Raw genomic sequence first — 19,830 nt, 5'->3', positions numbered from 1 at the left:
CCGGCGCCGCCTTTTCCTTTTCGGATCGATGCGACGGGAGCGAATAATGACGACGACAGCCAAGAAGCGCCTGGAAGTCCGGGCGGCGGTGCCGGCCGATGTGCGCGGCATCCAGCGGCTGATCGCCCGGGCCTATCCCGGCATGCCCAATTATTCGCTGGCCACGATCCGCGGCCAGATCAACAATTTCCCCAATGGCTGCTTCGTCGCCCTCTATGACAGCAAGGTCGTGGGCTATTGCGCCACCATGCGCGTCAGCAAGGCGATGGCCTTTTCCCATCATGACTGGGAGGAGATCACCGCCAATGGCTTCGGCACCCGGCACAGCGCGGCGGGCGAATGGCTTTATGGCTATGAAATGGCGGTCGATCCCAAGCTGCGTGGCCTGCGCATCGGCCAGCGCCTCTATGACGAGCGCAAGGAACTGGCCGAGGAACTGGACCTGCACGGCATCGTCATCGCGGGCCGCATGCCCGGCTATGCCCGGGCCAAGCGCCGCACCGGCAGCCCGGCCGACTATCTGGAGAAAGTGGTCAGCGGCAAGATGCGCGACCAGGTCATCAGCTTTCAGCTCAAGAACCAGTTCGAGCCGCTGGGCGTGCTGGAAAATTACCTGCCCGAAGACAAGCAGTCGGACGGCCATGCCGCCCACCTCGTCTGGCGCAATCCCTATGTCGACCCGGACGAGGCGCCGGAGATGCGGGTGCCGCGCGGGGTGGAGAGCGTCCGCCTCGCCACCTGCCAGCTCCAAGCGCGCGCGGTGAAGGATTTCGACGAGTTCATCCGCAACATCGAATATTTCGTCGATGTCGCGGCCGATTACCGGTCGGACTTCATCGTCTTCCCCGAGCTGTTCACCCTGCCCCTGCTCTCGTTCGAGACCAAGAAGCTGAACCCGATCGAGGCGATCGACAAACTGACCGGCTACACCCCGCGCCTGACCAAGGAACTCACGCGGATGGCGCTGGAATATAATATCAACATCATCGGCGGATCGCACCCGACCCGCGCCGATGATGGCGACATCCAGAATATCGCCTATGTTGCGCTGCGCGACGGATCGGTCCACACCCAGGAAAAGATCCACCCGACCCCTAACGAGGCCTTTTGGTGGAACATCAAGGGTGGCGACGCGCTCGACGTGATCCAGACCGACTGCGGACCGATCGGGGTGCTGATCTGTTATGACAGCGAATTTCCCGAACTGGCTCGGCGCCTGGTCGACCAGGGGGCGCGCATCATCTTCGTTCCCTTCTGCACCGACTCGCGCCTGGGATATATGCGCGTGCGCTATTGCGCGCAGGCCCGGGCGATCGAGAATCAATGCTATGTCGTGATGTCGGGCAATGTCGGCAACCTGCCAAACGTCGACAATATGGACATTCAATATGCCCAGAGCGCGATCCTGACCCCGTGCGACCTGCCCTTCGCCCGCGACGGCATCGCGGCGGAGGCGAGCGAGAATGTCGAGACGCTGACGATGGCGGACGTGAACCTGGCCGATCTGAGCTGGGCACGGGCCGAAGGCACGGTGCGCAACCTGCGCGACCGCCGGTTCGACCTTTATCATATCGACTGGGACAGCAATCCCGACCACAGCCACGCGCCGAGCGGCGGACCGGTGCCGGCCGGTGGGCATAATTCGCCGGGTGGTGGCTGATCGAAGCGGGAGCAGCCAAGGCCCCTGCCATCACGACGGCAGGGGTAGCCCGGCTCACTCCACCGTGACGGACTTTGCCAGGTTGCGCGGCTGGTCGACATCCGTGCCCTTGAGCACGGCGACATGATAGGCGAGCAGTTGCACCGGCACGGCATAGACCATCGGCGCGATCAGCGGGTGGACCTTGGGCATGGTGATGGTGGCAAGGCATCCCTCGCCCGCCGCCTGCACCCCGTCATAGTCGGAGATCAGCACCACCTTGCCGCCGCGCGCCTGCACTTCCTGCATGTTGCTGACGGTTTTCTCGAACAAGGGGCCGCTGGGCGCGATCACGATCACCGGCACCAGCTCGTCGATCAGCGCGATCGGCCCATGCTTCATCTCTCCGGCGGCATAGCCTTCGGCATGGATATAGCTGATTTCCTTGAGCTTGAGCGCGCCTTCGAGCGCCAGCGGATAGTCGGTGCCGCGCCCCAGATAGAGGACGTCACGCGCCGGGACGATATGATGGGCCATCGCCTCGATCGCCTCGTCATAGGCGAGCGCGCCGTTGATCGCGGCGGGCGCTTCGGCGAGGTGCCGGACGATTTCCTTCTCGTCCTTGGCGCTGAGCTTGCCCTTGGCCCGCGCCAGATTGGCGGCGAAGGCGGCGAGCACGGCAAGCTGGCAGGTGAAGGCCTTGGTCGAGGCGACGCCGATTTCCGGCCCCGCATGGGTCGGCAGCAGCAGGTCCGCCTCGCGCGCCATCGAGCTGGTCGGCACATTGACGACGACAGCGATCTTCTGCCCCTGTGCCTTGGCATAGCGCAGCGCGGCCAGCGTGTCGGCGGTCTCGCCCGACTGGCTGATGAAGAGGGCGAGGCCGCCCTCCTCCATCACCGGTTCGCGATAGCGGAACTCGGAAGCGAAATCCAAATCGACCGGCACGCGGGCGAACTGCTCGAACCAGTAGCGCGCGACCATGCCGGCATAGAAGCTGGTGCCGCAGGCGACGATGGTGACGCGGCGGATGGTCGACAGGTCGAAATCGGGGATCGGCAGCGACACGCGGTCGTCCATCCGCTGCAGATAGGCCTTGAGCGTCTGGGCCACGACGACCGGCTGCTCATAGATTTCCTTCTGCATGAAGTGGCGGTGATTGCCCTTGTCGATCATCGCGCCGGACACGCCGCTGATGGTAACCGGACGCTCGACCGGAACATTGTCCTTGTCGAAGATTTCGGCGCCGTCCTTGGTGATGACGACCCAATCGCCTTCTTCCAGATAGGCGATGCGCTGGGTCAGCGGCGCCAGCGCCAGCGCGTCGGAGCCCAGGAAGGTCTCGCCATCGCCATAGCCCACGACCAGTGGCGAGCCGAGGCGCGCGCCGATCAGCATGTCGGGATGGCTCTTGAACAGGATGGCGAGCGCGAAGGCGCCGTGCAGGCGCGGCAGCACCTGGGCCACGGCATCCTTTGGGCTGGCGCCCTGCTCGACCAGTTCGCTGACCAGATGGGCGACGACCTCGGTATCGGTCTGGCTGTCGAAGGTACGGCCGCGGCCGATCAACTCATCGCGCAGCGGCTTGAAATTCTCGATGATGCCATTGTGGACCAGCGCCACTTCGCCGGTCGCATGAGGATGGGCATTGCTGGTGGTCGGCGCGCCATGGGTGGCCCAACGGGTATGGGCAATGCCGATGGTGCCGGCCAGCGGCGACTGGCTAAGTTCCCTGACCAGATTGTTGAGTTTGCCCTCGGCGCGGCGGCGATCGATCATGCCATCATGCACCGTGGCGACGCCGGCGCTGTCATAGCCGCGATATTCCAGCCGCTTGAGGCCGTCGACCAGCCGCTCCGCAACCTGATCGTTACCGATAATTCCGATGATACCGCACATGGTGGAAAGCCCCGCCGAACCAGATTAGTCAGATGCCGCCCATATAGGGCTGCTTTGTCGCCATGCCATTAATGCCGGTCAGGCGACAGCGCCATGGCTGAGGCATGAAAAGAATGTCATCGAGGACGGATGGTGATCAGCCAGATATCGGGCGGCGCCAGCATGCGGAAAGGCAGGCCGCTGGTGCCGACGCCGCCGGACACGATCATCGCCTTCTTGCCATCCTGATAGCGACCGCAGGCATAGCGGGTGCCATATTTGGAGGGGACATAGACGATCCCGGCAAAGGGCAGTGCCACCTGTCCGCAATGGGTATGCCCCACCAAGGTCAGCGACGGCGCATCGGGCAGCAGCGGAAAGACATCCGGTCCGTGCGACAGGATCACCGGCGCGCCACCGACAGCCTGCATTGCCTTCAGCGTGTCGGGCATGTCGATCTTGCGGGTGTAGATGTCCTTTAACCCGCCGATCGCCAGCGGTCCGCGCCGAACCGCGCTATCCTGGACCAGGGTGATGCCCAGATCGGCAAAGACGCGCTGCCAGTCGGCGGCGCTCAGCGCCACCCGGTTCTTCCTGCTGCGGCTGTCATGATTGCCCAGCACCGCGACCACGCCCATCGGCGCGCGCAGCCCGGCGAAGGGCGCAATGGCGGCGCGCGCATCATAGGTCGCGCCCCATTTATTGTCGCCGATATAGTCGCCGCCCAGCAGGATCAGGTCGGGCTTGAGGCCGTTGATTTGGGCCACGATCCGCGCCATCCGCGCCGGGCTGTTGTCCGGTCCCGACAGATGCGTGTCGGTCAGCAGCGCGACCTTGATCGGCTGCTGCGGCGCGCCCGCCGGGAAGGGCAGCACAACATCGGCGCGCCGCACGACCGGCATGGCGCGCGCATTCATCAACAACCAGAGCGGCCCTGCCACCGCGATCAGCAGCAGGAACAGCAAAGCGGACAGAAATGGTCGACGCCGGATAAGGCTCAAGCCTTGGTCTTCCGCTCGCGCATGCGGGTGCGGAACGCCGCCGCCCAGCCCGGCTTGCTTTCCTGTGGCGGGCGGACGAGGCACAGCGCGTCGGCCGGAACCGGCTTGGTCACGACGCTGCCCGCCGCGACGATCGCGCCGTCGCCAACCGTCACCGGCGCGACCAACGCGCTGTTGGAGCCGATGAAGGCGCCCGCGCCGATCTGCGTCTTATATTTGAAGAAGCCGTCATAATTGCAGGTGATGGTGCCCGCGCCGATATTGGCGGCCGCGCCCACGCTGGCGTCGCCGATATAGGAGAGGTGATTGACCTTCGCCCCTTCGTCGAGCCGGGCCTTCTTGATCTCGACGAAATTGCCGACCTTGGCCTTCGGGCCGATATCGGCGCCCGGACGCAGTCGGGCATAGGGGCCGATGTCGGCGCCGCTGGCGATGGTCGCCCCCTCCAGATGGGAGAAGGCGTGGATGACGACATTGTCGGCGATGGTGACACCCGGACCGAAGACGACATGGGGTTCGATCGTCACATCGCGGCCCAGCACCGTGTCGTGCGCGAAGAAGACGGTCTGCGGCGCGACCAGGGTCACGCCCTCACGCATCGCCTCGGCGCGGCGGCGGTCCTGCCACATGGCTTCCACGCCGGCCAGTTCGGCGCGGCTGTTGACGCCGGCCACTTCCCAGGCTTCCGTCTCGATCACGGCGCTGTTCGCGCCGGGCAGCATGATGATGTCGGGCAGATAATATTCGCCGGCCACATTGTTGTTGCCGATCTGGTCGAGCAGCACGAACAGGTCGCTCGCCCGCACCGCCATCAGGCCGCTGTTGCACAGGGTGACGGCGCGTTCAGCCTCGCTCGCATCCTTATATTCGACCATCTTCTCGATGATGCCCTGGCCATCGGCGATGATCCGGCCATAGGCGGCGGCATCATCCGGGCGGAAGCCCAGGACCACCGCGCGCGGCTCGTCGCCCCGGCTGAGGCGATCGAGCATCGCCTTCATCGTCTCACTGCTGACCAGCGGCACGTCGCCATAGAGGATCAGCACATCGCCCGCGAACCCGGCCAGCGCATCATGCGCCTGGGCGACCGCATGACCTGTGCCAAGCTGCTGTTCCTGCACGGCGATGGCGACGCCGCTACCCTCGACCGCCTTTTCCACCTGCTCGCGGCCGGCGCCGACCACCACCACCTGCCGCTCGGGCGCCAGTTCCGCAACGCCAGCGAGCAAGTGCAGCAGCATCGGTCGGCCAGCGATCGGGTGCAGCACCTTGTGCGTGCCGGACTTCATCCGGGTGCCCTGCCCGGCGGCAAGGATGATGACTGCTAAGGGCCGAGCATTGGGGCTGGGTGCGGTCACGGCGAGCGCGTCCTTCTTGGTCAAGGGGTCTGGAATATCACGGCTCTCTGCCATGTTTGCCTTGCCATTGCCACCGCCGACGCGGCATGGCGATGCCATGGCATCCATAACCTTCGACATTGTCGGCTTCGACCTCGACGGCACCCTGCTCGATACCAGCGGCGACCTGGCAGCAGCGGTCAATTATGCGATCGGGACGATTGGCCGCCCGCCCTTCCCGGTCGATTCCATCCGCCCTTTCGTGGGCAAGGGCGCCAAGGTGATGCTGCAACGCGCGCTCGACGCATCGGGCGGCTATGACGCGGCAATCCTCGACCAGACGCTGCCGATCCTGCTCGATTATTATGAACAGAATCTGGCGCTCCACTCCCTGCCTTATCCCGGCATGATCGCGATGCTGGATGCGCTGGCGGCGCGCGGCGTGAAGCTCGCCATCTGCACCAACAAGGCGGAGCGCTTCACGATTCCCTTGCTGCACCAACTGGGCCTGTCGGACCGCTTCGCCTCGGTCGTGGCGGGCGACACGGTCGGCATCGCCAAGCCCGATCCTGCGCCGATCCATGCGATGATAGAGCGGGCGGGCGGCGGCCGCACCATCTTCCTGGGCGACACGATCAACGACATTGCCGGCGCGCGCAATGCCGGCATCCCCAGCATCGCCGTCAGCTTCGGCTTCCTTGAAGGCCCGGTCGAAAATCTGGAGGCCAATGCTGTGATCCATCATTTCGACGAACTGGTGCCGATGCTGGAAACCTGGCCGGCATGACGCAGTCATGACCCTAAGGCTGGAACGGGACGGCACGATCGCCCGGCTGCTGATCGACCGGGCCGATCGCCGCAACGCCATGACCCAGGCGATGTGGGAGGCGCTGCCCCATCTGGTCGCCGACGCCATGGCCGATGCCGATGTGCGCGTGCTGATCCTGGCTTCGGCCACGCCCGGCCTGTTCTGCGCGGGCGCCGACATCAACGAATTTGCCGAACAGAGCGGCAGCGAAAGCTGGCGCATCGCCAATCAGGCGGCGATCCGATCGACCCAATATGCGCTCGCCCATGCCGAAAAGCCGGTGATCGCAGCGATCGACGGCGATTGCGTAGGCGGCGGATGCGGTCTGGCGATCGCCTGCGACCTGCGCATCGCCGCCCCCACAGCCCGGCTGGGCATCACGCCCGCCAAGCTTGGCATCGTCTATTCGCTGTTCGACACCAAATTGCTGGTCGATCTGGTCGGGCCGGCCCGGGCCAAGCGCATCCTGTTCACCGGCGCGCTGCACGATGCGGAGGCGGCACTAGCCATCGGCCTGATCGACGAGATCGCGCCCGATCCGCTGGCCGTTGCCGAAACCCTGGCCCGCGAGATCGCCGCCAATGCCCAGCATAGCGTGCGCGCGTCCAAGGCGATGGTCCGCCGCATCCTCGACGGACAGACGGACGACGACATGGTGACGCTGGAGATGTTCCGCGACGCCTTTACCTATCCCGACTTCGCCAAAGGGGTCGCGGCGTTCCGCGAAAAGCGCAAGCCGCGCTTCTAATCCAGATCAGCCCCTTTCCACCACTCGGCCGGTCGCAAGCGGAAGACTTTGTTAACCATCGACATTTAGCTGCAAATGCAGGATGGCGCCGTCCGCATGATGCGACGTCATGCCGTCATGCTGCAAAGGATCGGTCGCGCTTCGTGGGTGAGAATTTCGCCTTCTTCCTGCCCATCATGATGGCCAGCTTCGGCGTCGCCTTCCTCATCGTATGGGGCTGGGGCGCGCGGGAAGCGGGCTGGTGGAGTGGCGCCTTCTTCAGCGTTGCCGCGGGCTTTGCCGTGCCGGTCGCCTTCGACTTCCTGCCGACGGATATCTGGGGCGTCGTCGCCGACACTGCCTTTGCCACCGGCTTCCTGCTGTTCAGCCAGGCGCTGCTGCTGCGCTGGCGCCCCAACTGGGTGCTGGGACTGCGCGCGAGCATCTGGGCCAGCTCGATCCTGATCTGCAGCATGGCCATTGCCCTGGACACCGTATCGCTGGAACTGGTGTCGTCCGATTTTGGCTGCTTCCTGCTGATCTCCATCCCGCTGATCGCCGGACGCGGCCAGTTGCGCGGCTGGGCCGACCGTGCGCTCTATGCCGCCGTCACCCTGGTGGCGCTCGACAATCTGCTGCGCGGCAGCAGCGTGTCCTTCACCCTGCCGAGCGGCGTGCCCTTCCGCGACAGCCAATATGCCTTCCTGATGCAGGCGCTGGCCTGCATGTTCGGGCTGTTCCTGGCCCTCTCCGCGCTGGCGGCGGCGATGCAGGACGTGCTCACCCGATATCGCCACGATGCCCATGTCGATCCGCTGTCGGGCCTGCTCAACCGACGCGGGTTCGAGGACGCGGTTGCGCGCCATGATGCCAGCGGCAGCCTGATCGCCTGCGACATCGACCATTTCAAGCGGGTCAACGATGCCCATGGCCATGCACTGGGCGATCGGGTGATCGTCGCGCTGGCCGATGCGCTGCGGGCGCTGGCTCCGGCCGATGCGGTCGTTGCACGCTTCGGCGGCGAGGAGTTCATTCTCTTCCTGCCCGGCGCAGACCCCGCCATGGCGACCGGTATTGCCGAAGCGATCCGGCTGCGCTTTGCCGAACAGGCAGCATCACGCCTGGGGATTCCCGGCCCGCTTACCGCCAGCTTCGGTCTCACCAGCCTGCACCGTGCCGACCGGTCTATCCATGACGCGATCGCGCGGGCTGACAGCGCGCTTTATGAGGCGAAGGAAAAGGGCCGCAACCGCGTCATCCTTCGGCGCGGTCCCGCCCCGTCCGATACAGTCCCTACGGGCGAGAATATCCCACAGCCAAATTTGATGAGATCAAGGGCATGCGCACCTATGTCAGGCGATCGACAGCCCGGGAAACATGCTTGTCATGAGCTGAAATAACTCATCCAATTGGGTAAAGGCTATGGCAAAAACAATCTGGCGGCCGGGCAGATTGCTCCAATGCGGAGGACGACCTACCCTGCCTGTTCCAGCGACTCCATGGCGTCGCCTCATCCACAAGCGATCATATAGCTTCTGCAACGGCGCGTAACGCCGCTCCAACTCTGCAAGTTGAGCCGCGGCGGCCGCATGTGCGGCCTCTATCGATTGAAGCGCCGTCACCAAATGATCACGCTCGGCCGTCATCATCATAACTTGCCGTGCCGATATATCCCGCTCGCTTTGTAGTTCGTTTATCTGTGCCACCAACCCCTCACCATCGACGAGGGGGGCATTGGTACAGCCGAGCGCTCCATTCGGCAGGTGCTCCCGAATTTGCATTAGCTGTTCGCGCTGTTGCTCGCTCAATGAACGGGCATAGCTGGCCTGGAAAGCGTAACGGATGCGCTCCTCCATGCTGGCCGCCATCACCTCGCGCCGAAAAGCATCGGCCAGTTCGGCAGATGCGCACTTGCGCAAAATATCCTCAACAACGAAATGATAAAATTCCTGCTCGGGATGCAAAACCGAGGGACCACCCCAGGGAGCATATTGCGAAGCGCTGAGCAGGTCTTCAGGTGGATCTATAAAAGTCAGGCCTTCAAATGAATCCAGAAAGGAATATACATCTCGCAAGGCATCATTTTGCTTTGGGATGTCCATATCTTCAAAATAATGCCTGCCGAATTCGTCTACAAATTGAAGGCACATGTAACGCCGTACAAAAATAACCTTCTTTCCATCCCGGATATGAGGGAGCAATACATCATCGTAAAGTGTAGAGAAGGACTTCTTCCAAAGAACCCAATATACGGGATCGCTAGCCAGAAGCTGCTCTGACTTTCCTAGCAGAGGGTCATCATCAAACGATAGACTAACCCATTCAGGTTTAAACAAGTCGTTCCGCAAATCCGGAACGACCGCGTCCCCGATCCGCAAATATTGGAACACATGATCGGCAGCACATTCAAGCAATAGCCAATCGAAATCGCCCTGCTCGATCAATTTTCGATGAAATTTTCCGGCATATTTGTCGATGACCCGAACAGCATGGGCATCGTCCAGCGCAATATCTCGGACGTCGAGTGGAGCGCTCATATCGCAGACAATGTTCTGACGCCAATAATGACGAGCGAATACATAGCGCTGCAGATAGGTGGAAATCGTTGAAACCGTGCAACCGCCCAAAGCCAACAGGCGTTGCGGACCAGAATTACCAGTATCAGGCCACGTCACGACTCCACGCCCCATGCGGTCATGTCCATTCCCTCAATGTCTCGGATTGAATGGAACATTGTCACAAATTCGTCACGACGACAATGACTACACCAGCATTTTATCCCCCCATGCAGAATATTTCACTTTGTTTCGATATCGTTCCAATTTTTCCGAGTATATTTCAAGAATAATGGCCGGTCGTTGTTGGTAGCCGAAGTCGCTCCCAAACCGCTGCTGCCAAAGAAAAAGGCCCCCGCTTGGCGGAGGCCCTTCCCTTATCCAAAGATCAGGCAGTCGATCACATATGGATCGGCTTGCCCCGTACGGCCATCGCCGCTTCCTTGATCGCTTCGCTGTGCGTCGGATGCGCATGGCAGGTGTAAGCGATGTCTTCGCTCGACGCGCCAAATTCCATGGCCTGTGCCGCCTGCGCGATCATCGTGCCGGCAACGGTGGCGATGATCCACACGCCCAAGACCTTGTCGGTTTCGGCGTCGGCGATGATCTTCACGAAGCCGTCAGGCTCGTGATTGGTCTTGGCGCGGCTGTTCGCCAGCATCGGGAACTTGCCGACCTTGATCGCGCCCTTTTCCTTGGCGGCTTCCTCGGTCAGGCCCACGCCGGCGATTTCCGGCTTGGTGTAGACCACCGAGGGGATCACGTCATGGTTCACGATGCCGGTCAGGCCCGCGATATTCTCGGCCACGGCGATGCCTTCGTCCTCGGCCTTGTGCGCCAGCATCGGACCGGGGATGACGTCGCCGATCGCCCAGACGCCGGGAACCTTGGTGCCGAACTCATGATCGGTCTCGATCTGGCCGCGCGCGTTCAGTTCCAGGCCGATCTTGTCGAGGCCCAGACCTTCGGTGTTGGGACGACGGCCGATCGACACCAGGACGACATCCGCCTCGATCTTCTCGGCTTCGCCACCGGCGGCCGGCTCGACCGTCAGGGTCACGCCGGACTTGCCGACTTCCGCACCCGTCACCTTGGTGCCGAGCTTATATTCGAAGCCCTGCTTCTTGAAGATCTTGTTGGCTTCCTTGCGGACTTCGCCGTCCATGCCGGGCAGGATCTGGTCGAGATATTCGACCACGGTCACCTTGGCGCCCAGGCGCTTCCACACCGAACCCAGTTCCAGACCGATGACGCCGCCACCGACAACGACCAGATGCCCCGGAACCTTGTCCAGTTCCAGCGCGCCGGTCGAATCGACGATCTTGCCGCCCGCATTGTCCACGGCCACGCCCGGCAGCGGGGCGACCGACGAACCGGTGGCGATGACGATGTTCTTCGCCGTCACCTTCTCGCCATTCACCTCGACGGTGTTGGCACCGGTGAAGCTGGCCAGGCCCTTGAGCCAGGTCACCTTGTTCTTCTTGAACAGGAATTCGACACCGCCGGTCAGGCCCTTGACGGCGTCGACGCGCTGGCCCTGCAGGGTAGGCAGGTCCAGGCTCATCTTGTCGATCTTGACGCCCAGCTTGGCTAGCGCGCCATTGGCGGCCTCGTCATAGAGTTCCGAGGCGTGCAGCAGCGCCTTGGACGGGATGCAGCCGACATTGAGGCAGGTACCACCCAGCGTCTCGCGGCTTTCGGCGCAGGCGGTCTTCAGGCCCAGTTGCGCCGCGCGGATCGCGGCGACATAGCCACCCGGGCCAGCACCGATAACCAGGACGTCATAATCGAAATCGGACATGGGGTTTTCCCTTCTCCAGTCATGCCAGCCAAACTGGCATCGCTCCGCCCCAAATCAAGGGCAAGAGGCGCCCCGGCCGAAGCCGGGGCAACAATAAGCGGTGATTATTACAGGTCGATCAGCAGACGGGTCGGATCCTCGATCGCATTCTTGACCGCGACAAGGAAGGTCACCGCTTCGCGACCGTCGATCAGACGATGGTCATAGCTGAGCGCCAGATACATCATCGGGCGGATCACGATCTGACCGTTGCGGACGACCGGACGGTCCTCAATACGGTGCAGGCCCAAAACCGCCGACTGGGGCGGGTTGATGATCGGGCTGGACAGCAGCGAACCAAACACGCCGCCGTTGGAGATGGTGAAGGTGCCGCCCTTCATATCTTCCATCGTCAGCTTGCCTTCCTTGGCCTTCTTGCCGAAGCCGCCGATGGTCTTTTCAATGGCAGCGACGCTCAGGCTTTCCGCATTGCGGATGACCGGAACGACAAGACCGGTCGGGGCCGAGACGGCAACCGAGATGTCGGCGAAGTCGTTATAGACGATCTCGTCGCCTTCGATCTGCGCATTGACGCCCGGAATGTCCTTCAGCGCCATGCAGACGGCCTTGGTGAAGAAGCCCATGAAGCCCAGACGGACGCCATGCTTCTTCTCGAACAGATCCTTGTACTTGGCGCGCGCCTCGATGACGTTGGTCATGTCGACGTCATTGTAGGTGGTCAGGAGGGCAGCATTGTTCTGCGCTTCCTTCAGACGCTTGGCGACGGTCTGGCGCAGGCGGGTCATCTTGACGCGTTCCTGCTTGCGGCTGGGGCCAGCGGCCGGGGCATCGGCGGCAGGCGCCGAAGCCGGGGTCGCAGCAGCGGCCTTGGCAGTGCCGGCGGCGACGGCAGCGGTGACGTCGTCCTTGGTCAGACGGCCGTCCTTGCCGGTGCCCTTGATCTTGCTCGGGTCCAGACCATGCTCCAGCACCAGGCGGCGGACCGCCGGCGACAGGGTCAGGCTGCCACCCTCTTCGTCGTCCGATGCAGCCGGAGCCGAAGCGGCCGGGGCCGGCGCGGCGGCTTCCGCCTTGGCAGCGGGGGCAGCGGCAGCGGCCGGCGCGGAAGCAGCGGCCGCACCTTCGTTCACATAGGCCAGCAGCGCGCCGACCTCGACCGTGTCGCCTTCCTTGGCGACCAGATCACCCATGACACCGGCGACCGGCGAGGGCACGTCGACCGCGACCTTGTCGGTTTCCAGGCTGACGATCGGCTCGTCGGCCTTGACCGCTTCACCCGGCTTCTTGAGCCACTGACCGACGGTTGCTTCGGTAACGGATTCGCCCAGCGTGGGGACTTTGACTTCGGTTGCCATGTGCTTTCTCAGCCTTTCTTCTGGCGACGGATTTCTTCACGAACGCTGTGACCCAGCGCATCGGCGACGAGGGCGCCCTGTTCGGACACATGGCGCGAGGCCAGGCCCGTGGCAGGCGATGCCGAAGCCTTGCGGCCGGCATAGCGGGCGCGCTTGGGCGCCTTGCCGGCCTTGGCCAGCGCTTCCTCGATATAGGGCTCTACGAAGGACCAGGCGCCATTGTTACGCGGTTCTTCCTGACACCAAACGACATCTTCCAGATTGGTCATGCGCTCGATGCGCGTGGCCAGGGCGTCAGTCGCGAACGGATAAATCTGTTCGATACGGACGATCTGGGTGTTGGCGTCGCCGGCGGCGTCGCGGGCTTCCATCAGGTCGTAGAAGACCTTGCCCGAGCAGAGCACCAGGCGCTTGGTATCCTTGTCGGCCGACCCATTGGGGTCCGACAAGATGCGCTTGAAGTGCGTTTCACCCAGGAAGTCCTCGGCCTTGCTGACGGCGGCCTTGTGACGCAGCAGCGACTTGGGCGCCATGATGATGAGCGGCTTGCGGAAGGGCCGCAGCATCTGGCGACGCAGCGCGTGGAAGTAGTTGGCCGGAGTCGTGATGTTCGCGACCTGGATATTGCCTTCGGCGCACAGCTGCAGATAGCGCTCCAGACGCGCCGAGCTATGCTCTGGCCCCTGGCCTTCATAGCCGTGCGGCAGCAGGCAGACGAGGCCGTTGGACCGCAGCCACTTGGTTTCCGACGACGCGATATACTGGTCGAAGATGATCTGCGCGCCATTGGCAAAGTCGCCGAACTGCGCTTCCCAGATCACCAGGCTCTTCGGGTCCGCCAGGGCGAAACCATATTCAAAGCCCAGCACGCCATATTCGGACAGCGGCGAATCCAGTACCTCGAAGCGGCCATGCGGCACGGTCGAGAGCGGGATATATTTCGCTTCGGTGTCCTGATCGGTCCAGACCGCATGACGCTGGCTGAAGGTGCCGCGCCCCGAGTCCTGACCGGACAGACGCACGCCATAACCTTCCGACAGCAGCGAACCGAAGGCCAGCGCCTCACCGGTCGCCCAGTCGAAATTGGCGCCCGACTTGAACATCTCGGCCTTGGCATCCAGCACGCGCTTCAGCGTCTTGTGGACGTTCTGACCTTCGGGAACCGTTGTCAGCGTGCGGCCCAGGCTGTCGAACAGCTTCTGGTTGATCGCCGATTCCACGCTCTGGCGCGACGTTTCGGCATCGGCCGGCTTGTGCAGGCCCGACCAGCGACCGGCGAACCAGTCGGCCTTGTTGGCCTTGTAGCTCTTGGCGGCTTCGAACTCGTCTTCCAGATGGGCGACGAACTCGTCGGTCGAACCGGAGACGAACGCGTCGTCCACCACGCCTTCCGCCTTCAGGCGCGCGGCATAAATGTCGCTGACCGGCGGATGCTGACGGATTTCCTTGTACATCAGCGGCTGGGTGAAGCCCGGCTCGTCGCCCTCGTTATGACCGAAGCGACGATAGCACCACATGTCGACGACGACATCGCGATGGAACTTCTGGCGATATTCCATGGCGAGCTTCGTCGCGAAGGTCACGGCTTCGGGATCGTCGCCATTGACGTGCAGGATCGGCGCCTGAACACCCTTCGCCACGTCCGACGGATAGGGCGAGCCACGCGAAAATTGCGGGCTGGTGGTGAAGCCGATCTGGTTGTTGATGATGAAGTGGACGCAGCCGCCGGTATTGTACCCGGGCACACCCGAGAAGCCGAGGCATTCCCACACGATGCCCTGACCCGCGAAAGCGGCGTCGCCGTGGATCAGCACCGGCAGAACCTGGTCATGCTTGCCCAGATCGTCGCGGAAGGTCTGCTGCGCGCGGACCTTACCCAGCACCACCGGATCGACCGTTTCCAGGTGCGACGGGTTGGGCACCAGCGACATATGGACCTTGATGCCGTCGAACTCGCGATCGGTCGAGGTGCCGAGGTGATATTTGACGTCACCCGAGCCGCCCACATCTTCGGGGTTGGCGGTGCCACCCGAAAATTCGTGGAAAATGACGCGGAAGCCCTTGGCCATGACATTGGCGAGGACGTTCAGGCGGCCGCGATGGGCCATGCCGAACACGATCTCGCGCACGCCCGACTGGCCACCATATTTGATGACCGCTTCGAGCGCGGGGATCATGGATTCGCCACCGTCGAGACCGAAGCGCTTGGTGCCGACATATTTGCGGCCCAGGAACTTCTCATACTGCTCGCCCTGGATAACCTTGGCCAGGATCGCCTTCTTGCCCTCGGGCGTGAACTGGATTTCCTTGTCCTTGCCTTCCAGGCGCTCCTGCAGGAAGCGGCGTTCCTCGACATCGGCGATGTGCATGTACTCAAGGCCGACATTGCCGCAATAATTGCGGCGCAGGATCGCGACGATCTCTGCGACGGTCGCATATTGCAGGCCCAGCGTACCGCCCAGGAAGACCTTCTTCGACGGATCGGTCAGGCCATGATATTCGGGGGTCAGGTCCGCCGGCAGGTCACGCTTGGCCAGGCCCAGCGGATCGAGATTGGCGGCCAGATGACCGCGCACGCGATATGTGCGGATCAGCATCTGCGCGCGGATTGCATCCTCGGCAGCCGATGCGATATCGGCCTCGGAAACAGCGGCACCCTGCGCCTTGGCAGCGGCCTTCACGGCCACCTGCATCTGCGTGGGGTCCATAGCCCCGGTCAGGTCGTCGGTGTCCGCCAACGGCCAGTTGGGGCGCGCCCAGCTCGGCCCCTGTTCGATTTCGAAATCCTGGTTCTCGTAACCCATCGTCTTCCGTCCCATCACAGCCGCGTGCAGTCGCGGAGCGGGAAAGTGCGGCCGGGGTGCAGCCCGGCCGCGTTTCCTATATATAGTGGCTTTTAGCCCTTGAGCACTTCCAGCAGGGTCTCGCCCAGCAGGCTCGGGCTGGCGGCGACCTTGATGCCGGCCGCTTCCATCGCCGCGATCTTGCTTTCCGCGTCACCCTTGCCGCCCGACACGATCGCACCGGCATGGCCCATGCGACGGCCCGGAGGCGCCGTACGACCGGCAATGAAGCCGGCCATCGGCTTCTTGCGGCCCTTCTTGGCTTCGTCGATCAGGAACTGGGCAGCCTGTTCTTCCGCGTCGCCGCCGATTTCACCGATCATGATGATCGATTCGGTCGCGTCGTCGGCGAGGAACAGTTCCAGCACGTCGATGAAGTTGGTGCCGTTGACCGGGTCACCGCCGATGCCGACGGCCGTGGTCTGGCCCAGGCCGGCATTGGTGGTCTGGAACACCGCTTCATAGGTCAGCGTGCCCGAACGCGACACGACGCCGACGCTGCCCTTCGAGAAGATGTTGCCGGGCATGATGCCGATCTTGCATTCGCCGGGCGTCAGCAGGCCGGGGCAGTTCGGGCCGATCAGGCGCGACTTGCTACCCGACAGGGCGCGCTTCACCTTGACCATGTCCAGAACCGGGATGCCTTCGGTGATCGCGACGATCAGCGGGATTTCGGCATCGATCGCTTCCAGGATCGAGTCGGCTGCGAACGGCGGCGGAACATAGATGACCGAGGCGTCGGCGCCGGTCTTCGACTTGGCTTCCGCGACGGTGTCGAACATCGGCAGGCCGATGTGGGTGGTGCCGCCCTTGCCGGGGGTCACGCCACCGACCATCTGCGTGCCATAGGCCAGCGCGGTTTCGGTGTGGAAGGTGCCGGTGGCACCGGTCATACCCTGGGTGATGACCTTGGTGTTCTTGTTCACCAGAATGGACATATGTGTCCCTTTATTCTCTGTGGACGTGGCACTTGGGTCTAAAGCGCCCCGTTCCAGGCTGCGCACTTACCTGGAACGGGACGGTGCAGCTTGAAAGCTCAGGCGAGCGAGGGATCGATACCCTTGCAGGCTTCCAGCAGTTCCTTGACGGCGTCGACCGACACCTGGAGATTGGCCTTGGCTTCGTCGTCCAGCGCGATCTCGATGACCTGCTCGACGCCGTCCTTGCCGATGATGACCGGCACGCCGACATAGAGATTGTCGACGCCATACTGGCCGGTCAGGTTCGCGGCGCAGGGCAGCAGGCGCTTCTTGTCGCCCAGATAGGCTTCAGCCATGGCGATCGCGCTGGTGGCGGGCGCATAGAAGGCCGAACCGGTCTTGAGCAGGGCGACGATCTCGCCGCCGCCCGAACGGGTGCGCTTGACGATGGCGTCGATGCGCTCCTGGGTCGAACGGCCCTGCTTGATCAGGTCGGGGACCGGGATGCCGGCGACGGTCGAATATTCGATCACCGGAACCATCGTGTCGCCATGGCCGCCGAGCACGAAGCTGGTGACGTCCTTGGCCGAGACGTTGAACTCTTCGGCCAGGAAGTGGTTGAAGCGCGAGCTGTCCAGAACGCCGGCCATGCCGACAACCTTGTTCGCGGGCAGGCCCGAAAATTCGCGCAGCGCCCAGACCATCGCGTCGAGCGGGTTGGTGATGCAGATGACGAAAGCGTCGGGCGCGTTGGCGGCGATGCCCTCGCCCACGGCCTTCATGACCTTGAGGTTGATGCCCAGCAGGTCGTCGCGGCTCATGCCCGGCTTGCGGGCGACGCCTGCGGTGACGATGATGACGTCCGCGCCCGCAATGTCGGCATAATCGTTGGAACCGGTGATCTTGGCGTCAAAGCCTTCGACCGAGGCGCACTGCGACAGGTCAAGCGCCTTGCCCTGGGGCACGCCTTCGACGACGTCGAACAATACAATGTCACCAAGACCCTTCAGGGCCGCGAGATGCGCGAGCGTGCCGCCGATATTGCCAGCGCCGATGAGCGCGATCTTCTTACGGGCCATATGCAATCATCCTCCAAGATGTGAACTCTGGAATTGCCAGTGCGCCTACGCCCATATTGTGGGGGTTTCAACCAAACAAAGACCCGCGCGGCAAAATATCTTTGCAATTCATTCGCAGTTGCATTAGAGGCCTTTTCACACCCTGTCGCTCCTGGTCTCCTACCCTGGACCTAGAGCCTTCCCTGCAGCGGTATCCTGCCGGATGCTTCCCATGCGGAAGCATCCGGCCTGTTTTTCCGAAAGAAAGTTGCGCCCTGATGAACGCCGACGCAAGCGGCGATGGGGCGAATGGCGCGCGCGACGGAATGCACCGCGCTTATTTTGGGCCGTGGCCCAGCGCCAGATAATCGTCCGACTGCATTTCCATCAGGCGGGACACGGTGCGCTCGAACTCGAACGCCCCATCGCCTTCCGGGTAGAGTCGCATCGGTTCGGCATCGGCCGAAGCGAGCAATTTGACCTTATATTCGTAGAGCGAGTCGATCAGCGTGACGAAGCGCGCCGCCTCGTTGCGCTTCTCCGGCCCCAGCACCGGAATGCCGACGATGATGACCGTATGATATTTGCGCGCGATCGCCAGATAGTCCGGCGCGCCGCGCGCCTCGACGCACAGCCGCTTGAACGAGAAGACGGCAACGCCCTTCAGGCTCTTGGGCACGTGCATGGTGCGCCCGCCCTGGACGACGATCTCCTCCGACGGCACCTTGGCCCGATCCTCGACCGAAAAGTCGGTCAGGCGGAAAAAGGCCTCGGACAGCGCCCGGGTCGCTTCCGGTCCATTAGGTACGTGCCACAATTTCGAGTCGCCGAGGCGATCCCGGCGATAATCAACCGGACCGTTCAGCGTCATCACGTCCAGCTTCGCCTTGATCAGGTCGATGAAGGGCAGGAAGAGCTGGCGGTTAAGGCCATTCTTGTAGAGTTCGTCCGGCGCGCGATTCGACGTCGTGACGATCGTCACCCGCTTTTCCAGCAAACCGGTGAACAGCCGCGACATGATCGCCGCGTCGGCCATATTGTTGACGACCATCTCGTCGAAACACAGCAGCCGCGCCTCGTCCGCCAGCGACTCCACCACCGGCGGGATCGGATCACCCGTCTCCGACTTGCGCGCCTGCGCCAGCCGGGCATGCACATCGAGCATGAATTCATGGAAGTGGGCGCGCTTCTTGCGCTGGACATGAACCGTGTCGAAGAACAGGTCCATCAGCATCGACTTGCCGCGCCCGACCCCGCCCCACATATAGAGGCCGCGCGGTGGCTCGGGCGGCTTGCGCAACAGCTTCCACAATGTCGAACCACGCGCCGGAGTAGCCTCCAGCTCCTGCTGCAACCCATTGAGTCGTACCGCCGCGGCCCGCTGGTCCGGGTCCGGTCTGAGTTCACCGGCCGCGACCAGCGCGTCATAACGGGCGATGACGCCGGTCACTTGACCTTCGGCGCCTTGCGCAGGGTGGCCGTGGACGCAGCCACCGGCTCGCCCTCCTGGGTGATCAGCATGCGCAGGAACATGAGGCGTCCGGTCTCGCGCAACAGCTCAACCTCGGCCAGCAGGTCGGGACCGACCTTGCCAGCACCCAGATACTGCATCGACAGGTCGATGGTCACGCCGTTCACCTGATCGCGATAACCCATCGCCCACAGGCCGCCAAAATAGGCATGATCGGCAAAGGCGGCGAGAAAGCCGCCATGCAGCGTATCCAGCCGGTTGCGGTGGCTGGTGCGGGTTTCCAGCGCGACATGCGCCTTCTTCTCGCCCAACCCGCGCATGTAACCGCGGCCGATCGCCTGCAGGAAGGTGTCGGGATGCGGATCGTGCCAGGCAACCCAGCCCGACCATTTCCCTTCGTTCAGCGGCTTCCCGCCCGCAACGCCGTCGCTCGTCAA

General features: G+C 63.2%; 15 protein-coding genes. 4 read left to right on the top strand and 11 right to left on the bottom strand.

Going from position 1 to position 19,830, the window contains the following annotated elements; translation table 11 throughout:
• Positions 1-46: 46 nt before the first annotated feature.
• Positions 47-1,660, top strand: coding sequence for a carbon-nitrogen hydrolase family protein (locus PMI04_RS06845; RefSeq protein ID WP_007709916.1), 1,614 nt, complete (start codon positions 47-49; stop codon positions 1,658-1,660).
• A 54-nt stretch (positions 1,661-1,714) separates the two neighbouring features.
• Here the strand turns inward: PMI04_RS06845 and glmS are convergent, their stop codons facing one another.
• The 3 genes from glmS to glmU all read right to left on the bottom strand — a co-directional run bounded on the left by glmS (position 1,715) and on the right by glmU (position 5,807).
• Positions 1,715-3,538 carry a glutamine--fructose-6-phosphate transaminase (isomerizing) gene (glmS, locus tag PMI04_RS06840; protein ID WP_007709913.1) on the bottom strand — a complete coding sequence of 608 codons (1,824 nt, stop codon included), beginning with the start codon at positions 3,536-3,538 and terminating at the stop codon, positions 1,715-1,717.
• A gap of 116 nt (positions 3,539-3,654) precedes the next feature.
• Positions 3,655-4,518, bottom strand: coding sequence for a metallophosphoesterase (locus tag PMI04_RS06835; RefSeq protein ID WP_007709910.1), 864 nt, complete (start codon positions 4,516-4,518; stop codon positions 3,655-3,657).
• Positions 4,515-5,807 (bottom strand): bifunctional UDP-N-acetylglucosamine diphosphorylase/glucosamine-1-phosphate N-acetyltransferase GlmU, encoded by a 1,293-nt coding sequence (gene glmU / locus PMI04_RS06830; RefSeq protein ID WP_037486439.1) that lies wholly within the window; start codon positions 5,805-5,807, stop codon positions 4,515-4,517. Before glmU ends, PMI04_RS06835 begins: the two co-directional genes overlap by 4 nt.
• Positions 5,808-5,973: 166 nt before the next feature.
• On the opposite strand from glmU, the gene PMI04_RS06825 reads away from it, so the two are divergent.
• The 3 genes from PMI04_RS06825 to PMI04_RS06815 all read left to right on the top strand — a co-directional run bounded on the left by PMI04_RS06825 (position 5,974) and on the right by PMI04_RS06815 (position 8,790).
• Positions 5,974-6,642 (top strand): HAD family hydrolase, encoded by a 669-nt coding sequence (locus tag PMI04_RS06825; protein WP_007709902.1) that lies wholly within the window; start codon positions 5,974-5,976, stop codon positions 6,640-6,642.
• A 7-nt stretch (positions 6,643-6,649) separates the two neighbouring features.
• Entirely contained in the window at positions 6,650-7,411 is a 762-nt protein-coding gene (locus tag PMI04_RS06820; RefSeq protein ID WP_007709898.1) for an enoyl-CoA hydratase-related protein, read from the top strand.
• 143 nt (positions 7,412-7,554) lie between these two features.
• Entirely contained in the window at positions 7,555-8,790 is a 1,236-nt protein-coding gene (locus tag PMI04_RS06815) for a GGDEF domain-containing protein (RefSeq protein ID WP_007709895.1), read from the top strand.
• Here PMI04_RS06815 and PMI04_RS06810 read toward each other — a convergent pair.
• From PMI04_RS06810 to PMI04_RS06775, 8 genes are all read right to left on the bottom strand, one after another.
• Positions 8,743-10,080, bottom strand: a complete 1,338-nt coding sequence (locus tag PMI04_RS06810) for a hypothetical protein (protein ID WP_007709893.1) — start codon at positions 10,078-10,080, stop codon at positions 8,743-8,745. The two genes, PMI04_RS06815 and PMI04_RS06810, sit on opposite strands and share 48 nt — an antisense overlap.
• 265 nt (positions 10,081-10,345) lie before the next feature.
• Positions 10,346-11,746 carry a dihydrolipoyl dehydrogenase gene (gene lpdA / locus PMI04_RS06805; protein WP_007709891.1) on the bottom strand — a complete coding sequence of 467 codons (1,401 nt, stop codon included), beginning with the start codon at positions 11,744-11,746 and terminating at the stop codon, positions 10,346-10,348.
• A gap of 107 nt (positions 11,747-11,853) precedes the next feature.
• On the bottom strand, positions 11,854-13,101 hold the full coding sequence (odhB, locus tag PMI04_RS06800; RefSeq protein WP_007709889.1) for a 2-oxoglutarate dehydrogenase complex dihydrolipoyllysine-residue succinyltransferase: 1,248 nt from the start codon (positions 13,099-13,101) through the stop codon (positions 11,854-11,856).
• Positions 13,102-13,109: 8 nt separating this feature from the next.
• Positions 13,110-15,905, bottom strand: a complete 2,796-nt coding sequence (locus PMI04_RS06795) for a 2-oxoglutarate dehydrogenase E1 component (protein ID WP_007709887.1) — start codon at positions 15,903-15,905, stop codon at positions 13,110-13,112.
• Between the two features lie 92 nt (positions 15,906-15,997).
• Positions 15,998-16,882 carry a succinate--CoA ligase subunit alpha gene (gene sucD / locus PMI04_RS06790; RefSeq protein ID WP_004211155.1) on the bottom strand — a complete coding sequence of 295 codons (885 nt, stop codon included), beginning with the start codon at positions 16,880-16,882 and terminating at the stop codon, positions 15,998-16,000.
• Between the two features lie 98 nt (positions 16,883-16,980).
• A complete protein-coding gene (gene mdh / locus PMI04_RS06785) occupies positions 16,981-17,943 on the bottom strand; it encodes a malate dehydrogenase (protein ID WP_007709882.1) in 963 nt (320 codons plus the stop codon).
• Between the two features lie 316 nt (positions 17,944-18,259).
• Positions 18,260-19,372 (bottom strand): cell division protein ZapE, encoded by a 1,113-nt coding sequence (gene zapE / locus PMI04_RS06780; RefSeq protein ID WP_007709879.1) that lies wholly within the window; start codon positions 19,370-19,372, stop codon positions 18,260-18,262.
• Positions 19,369-19,830, bottom strand: a complete 462-nt coding sequence (locus tag PMI04_RS06775; protein ID WP_007709877.1) for a PaaI family thioesterase — start codon at positions 19,828-19,830, stop codon at positions 19,369-19,371. The genes zapE and PMI04_RS06775 overlap by 4 nt, the downstream gene beginning before the upstream one ends.

The organism is Sphingobium sp. AP49, from assembly GCF_000281715.2.
Classification (GTDB): Bacteria; Pseudomonadota; Alphaproteobacteria; order Sphingomonadales; family Sphingomonadaceae; genus Sphingobium.
This window is presented reverse-complemented; position numbering and strand designations above follow the sequence as displayed.